Raw genomic sequence first — 5418 nt, 5'->3', positions numbered from 1 at the left:
GACCGAGGTGCAGCCGGCAAGCGGGGCGGAGGCGTTCAGTTTCGTGCCGGAGGGTCAGGGGGGCGTGCCCTGGCACCAGATTTTCGACTTCCGCATCACCGACGCCCTGGTCGGGCGGATCGACTACTCCACCGGCAATCTGATGCTCGCCGCCACCGACTTCGACATCGCGGGCGTGGGCCACAAACTTCAGCTGACCCGCACGTACAACTCGCTGACCAGCCCCTACGGCATGGTCTCCACGCCGTGGTGGCAGGGCTACGAGCGCTATCTGGACACGCACTTCGACAACGAGGTCATCTGGTACGACGCCACCGGCGCCGCCGTACGCTTCACCGCCGGCAAGGCCGGAGCATTCACGACCCCGGCCGGATACTCCAAGGACCTGCGCAAGAACACCGACGGCACGTACACCCTGACCGACCGCGAGTCCGGGGCCAGGGAGACCTACGACGCCCACGGCACACTGACGAAGGTGACCGACCGCAATGCCGGCGCCATCACCGTCGACGCGCATCGCGACGGTGATGGCGAGCCTGCCGGCTTCCAGCTCACCGAGACCCGCTCCGGCCGCAGCATCGACCTCGTCCGGGTCGACGCCGCCCACTGGCGGGCCACCGACAGCACCGGCCGGAGCGTCGCCTACGAACTCGACGCCCACGGCGACCTGACGGGCACCACGGATGCGGAGGGCAACACCACCGCGTTTGGCTACGACGGCGACCACCGGCTGACGAAGGTCACCACTCCGGAGAGCCGCGCCACGGTCTTCACCTACGACGACCGCGACCGGATCACCTCCATGCGCCGCTTCACCGAGCACGGCGGCAGCGGCGACAACGCCCCGACCTACACCTACTCCTACAGCAACGCCGACTCGCCGACCGGCGCGGGCACCACCACCGTCACCGACCCCCGCACGCACGAGACGACGTACGAGCACACCGCGGACGGCGAGGTCACCAAGACCACCGACGCCCTCGGCCACTCCCGCTCCACGACCTACAAGGGCCACCTGCCCCAGAGAGCCACCGACGCCATGGGCACCGGCAGCACCCCCGGAAACGTCACCGTCTACGGCTGGGACACCCGCAACAACCCCACCTCCGCCAAGCTGCCCACCGGCGCCACCAGCGCCCTCGCCGGCTACCAGACCATCGCCGGCGCGGACCTCCCCGGCACCCTGACGACCGCGGACGGCGAGAAGAGCACCTTCACCTACGACAGCGCGGGCAACACCGAATCCGTCGCGGTCACCGGCACCGCCGGCGGCAGCCAGTACTTCACCTACAACAAGGCCACCCCCGCCTGCGGCGGCTTTCAGGGCCAGCGGTGCACCGTCAACGACGGCCGCAACACAACCGCCACCCGCACCTCCCTGCACTACGACGCCCACGGCAACCTTGACAAGGCCACCCCGCCCGGCCCCCGCGGTGTCACCGTCTACACCTACGACGACGCCGGACGCCCCAAGACCGTCACCGACGGCCGCGGCACCACCACCGCCTACACCTACGACCGCCGCGACCGCATCACCTCCGTCACCGGGCCGCACACCAAAGTGACCTACGACTGGGACGGCGACGGCAACCTCCACACCCGCACGGACGCCACCGGCACCGTGGAGTACCAGTTCGACGCCCTCTCCCGCGAGACCACCCGCACCCTCCAGGACAAGTCCCAGACCGTCCTGGCCTACGATCCGGCCGGCAACGTCGCCACCTCCACCGACCCGTCCGGCACCACCACCTACACCTGGGACGACGCCAACCGCCTCACCGCCCTCAAAGGTCCCGACGGCAAAACCACCACCTACAGCTACAACAACAACGACCAGCGCACCGACACCACCTACCCCGGTGGCACCCTCCAGCACATAGGGCTCGACAACTCCGGGCGCCCCACCACGATCAAAGCCGCCTCCCCCAAGGGCACCCTGACCAGCCTCGCCTACAGCTACGCCTACGGCACCGGCAACAAGAGCGACGGCACGAAGATCCGCACCAGCACCGACCAGACCACCGGCCTGACGACCAGTTACACCTACGACAGCGCCGGGCGCTTCTCCTACGCCGCCGAGACCAAGGGCGCCACCGTCAACTCCTCCTGGCTGTACTGCTACGACCAGGCCGGCAACCTCACCTCCCAGGGCGTCAAACCCGGCTGCCCCGGCGGCAGCACCTACACCGTCAACGACGCCTCACAGATCACCGCGAAGAACGGCTCCAGCACCAACTGGTCCTACGACCAGGCCGGCAACGAAACCGCCGGCGCCTCCACCCCCGACGGCACCCGCACCCACGAACAGTGGAGCGACTTCTCCCAACTGACCTCGCTGACCGTCGGCAACACCAACTACGAGGCGGCCTACGGCTCCACCGACAGCAGCGAACGCACCCGCCTCGGCAACACCGCCTTCCACAACGGCCCCCTCGGCCTGGCCGCCCAGACCACCAACGGCACCGACACCGGATTCATCCGCGAACCCGGGGGCACCCTCAACTCCATGACCCGTGAGGGAACGTCCTACTACTACCTCACCGACGCCCACGGCTCCGTCATCGGCCTCGCCGACAACACCGGCGCGAAAGTCAACACCTACGCCTACAGCCCCCGCGGCGTTGCCCGCTCCGGCATGCCCACCGAAAAGGTCACCCAGCCCTACCGGTTCGCCGGCGGCTACCAGGACCCCACCGGCCTCTACCACTTCGGAGCCCGCTACTACGACCCCAACCTCACCCGCTTCACCCAACCCGACCCCTCCGGCCAGGAGAAGAACCCCTACCTCTACGCCGAAGGCGACCCCGTCAACCGCATCGACCCCACCGGGATGTTCTCTTTGGGGAAGTTCTTGAAGGACACGATCGGGGGCGCTCTTGTCGGTGCCGCAGGTGGCTGTGTTGCGGGAGCTGTAGGCAGCATCTGGAGTGGCCCTGGCGCCATAGCCGGGTGCGGGATCGGGGCAGCGACAGGCGGGGCCGGGGGTCTCGTCACCGGCGCAGGTACCTACCTCTGGAACGACTTAACGTAATGCCATCAGAGTCTGGCCTGCAAGGCCATAGCCCAGTGGAAGAGGGACAATGGACCTCACACTCATTCTCGCCTGCGGGATCGTCGGAGCCGTGTGCGGAGCCATCGCTGTGGTCATAGCGGGCAGAAGAAGGCGCCGACGCCAGTGACGCAAGTCAGAGCTTCTCGGCAACAGGCAGCAGCTCCGTCTAGGCCCCATCGGCAGTCTTCGTACAGGCGAACGGACATGCATCCTTGACGCCATCGGTCATAGCGTCAAGTCGTCGCTGGGGTAAACACTTTCAGAGCTCTGAGTGGCTGCCCCACGCGGACGCCGAGAACGACACCCCCCGGAGTAGCCAGCGGGTTCGTCGGAACCGCTTTCGCCGGGATATGCCGCAGGCCCCCAGGAGTGTGTCCTGGGGGCCTGCTGGTTGAGGGGTGTTCGTGAATCAGCTGGTCTCGTCGCTATCGTCATGTGCGGATTCGGCCACTGTGCGGTGGCGGGTGATAGCCACGATGACGATGCCGGCAGCGACGAAGAGTGCGGCGCCGCCAATAATCCACGGAGTGGCCTCGGCCCCAGTATGGGCGAGCGAGCCGACCGGCGCCTTCAGTGACGCGTCATCGCCCGGGTCGGCCGCTGGTACGGGTGGGGAGTTGGTGTCCGGCGTGCTGGTGTTCGTCGGGGCGGGCTTGGGTCCGCCGGTGCCATTCTCGCTCGGCTTGCCTTCGGGGGTGGAGGGCGTGGTGGTGGGTTTGGCCGGCAGCGTCTTTGAGGGGGTGGGCGTCGGGGTGGTGGGGGTCTTGGTGTTGGTGACGGTCACGGTGATGGGGGCGCCGGGGCCGGCGGTGAACGGCTTGGCCGACTTGTAGAGGTCGTAGCCGGCGGGGGCCTTGGTCTGCTTGGCCCAGAACCGTGTCTTCCGGCTGGTCATGGGGAGTTTGCCGGAGGCGGTGCCGTGGGGGCCGGTGGTGAGGGTGAGCAGGGTTGTGTCGCCGCTGCCGATGTGCACGGTGGAGCCGGGCAGGGGTTTGCCGGTCTTGTCGTCGGCGGCCTTCACGAGGACCTGTGCGGCCTTGAACGGGTCGGTGATGGTCAGGTGGTTGGTGGCGCCGGGGGTGACGATGACGTCCTGGTCGGCGGCGGCATCGTGGAGCGGGCTGCCGCTGGCCGTTTCCTTGAGCCGGTACGCACCGGGGGCGAGACCGGAGAAGGTCAGCTGCCCCTGGGCATCGGTCTCGCCTCGTGTGGCCTGCTGGCCGGTGGTGTCCAGGAGGAGGAAGGAGGCTGCGGTGAGCGGGTCTCCGGCGGGGTCCTTCGTGGTGAGGGCGATGCTTCCGGCGTCCGGCGCGGGCGTCTGCTGGGCGGGGGCGGCCGAGGCGGCGGGGGACGGCTCGTCCGCCCGGGCGGTTGCGGCGGGCGCCCAGGTGAGGGCGCCGGTCACGGCGGCGGCGAGGGCGGCGGAGCAGGTGGCGGCGCGGGCGATGCGGGCGTGCACGGGGTGGAGGGGCTCCTTGGTCAGGTGGGGGGTCATCGGGTCCGGCCGGCGCCCGGGTGCGGGGGCGGTGCGATGGCGGGTGTGGAGGGCGGCGTCTGCTGGGGGGTGGAGGTGGCGAGGTAGAGGTGACGGCGGGTGTGAAAGGGAACGTCCTGGATGGTGCGGTGCAGCGGCTCGGTGGAGATCAGGGAGGCGGTGAAGGCCGCGACGAGTGCGGGGGGCGTCCCGCGGGAGAAGCGCGCCTGCCAGTGCGGCTCGCCCGGATAGCCGCCCCAGGCCCTCCACACCGGCACGCCGCTGATGCCGGGCGTGTAGTCGAGGCCCGCGAGCCCGTCCGGTGCGCGGAAGACCTGGGTGTTGGCAGGGTCGACGGTGTGGCTCCAGCCGCGGGCGAACAGCTGTGCGTACGCCTCGTGCGGCGGCGTATCGTCCGTGAACAGCCGCTGGGCGGAGCCGCGGTGCCCGTCGGCCTGGTAGAGGTCGAGGACTTCCGCGTGGACGTCGCGGACCAGTTCGGCGGGGGTGCCGGCGTCGAGGGTGATCGCCCATGCCGCCGGTGCGAACGGCTCGCGGGACGCGGCGATGGTCCATGCCTTGTTGCCCGGCGCTGCGAGGTCGAGAGCGTAGCGGGTCCGCAGACGCAGGCACGAGCTGACGGCGTAGGTCGTCTCCTCGTCGAGCTGGTGCAGTGACCAGCCGTCGTCGTAGGGGAAGGGCCAGACTGTGGTGAGGCGGACCGGTCCGGGTCCTGCGAGGTGGCGGGGAAGGACCCGGACGGGCTGGGTGGCGTCGAGGCCGCTGAAGGGGTCGGGCGGCAGGTCGGGGGTCTGCGAGGACACGGGAGTCTCCGGAGGGGTGGGCGCTGGTGTCAGCGGCGGGGGCCGGGCAGGGCGGGCCGGCTGGTGGT

Annotated in this window: 3 protein-coding genes; 1 reads left to right on the top strand and 2 read right to left on the bottom strand. The window is 69.7% G+C overall.

The genetic code is table 11. The annotated features are described in order from the left end of the window. The first annotated feature begins 7 nt into the window (after positions 1-7). Entirely contained in the window at positions 8-3031 is a 3024-nt protein-coding gene (locus tag ACFU99_RS31645; protein WP_384398559.1) for an RHS repeat-associated core domain-containing protein, read from the top strand. Between the two features lie 430 nt (positions 3032-3461). Here the strand turns inward: ACFU99_RS31645 and ACFU99_RS31640 are convergent, their stop codons facing one another. Then, positions 3462-4511 (bottom strand): SpaA isopeptide-forming pilin-related protein, encoded by a 1050-nt coding sequence (locus ACFU99_RS31640; RefSeq protein ID WP_384398557.1) that lies wholly within the window; start codon positions 4509-4511, stop codon positions 3462-3464. A gap of 32 nt (positions 4512-4543) precedes the next feature. Beyond that, on the bottom strand, positions 4544-5350 hold the full coding sequence (locus ACFU99_RS31635; protein WP_384398555.1) for a DUF317 domain-containing protein: 807 nt from the start codon (positions 5348-5350) through the stop codon (positions 4544-4546). Positions 5351-5418: the final 68 nt, after the last annotated feature.

The organism is Streptomyces sp. NPDC057654 (assembly GCF_042800135.1).
Taxonomy (GTDB): domain Bacteria; phylum Actinomycetota; class Actinomycetes; order Streptomycetales; family Streptomycetaceae; genus Streptomyces.
The sequence above is the reverse complement of the archived record's forward strand: the minus strand, read 5'-3'. Positions and strand labels throughout refer to the sequence as shown.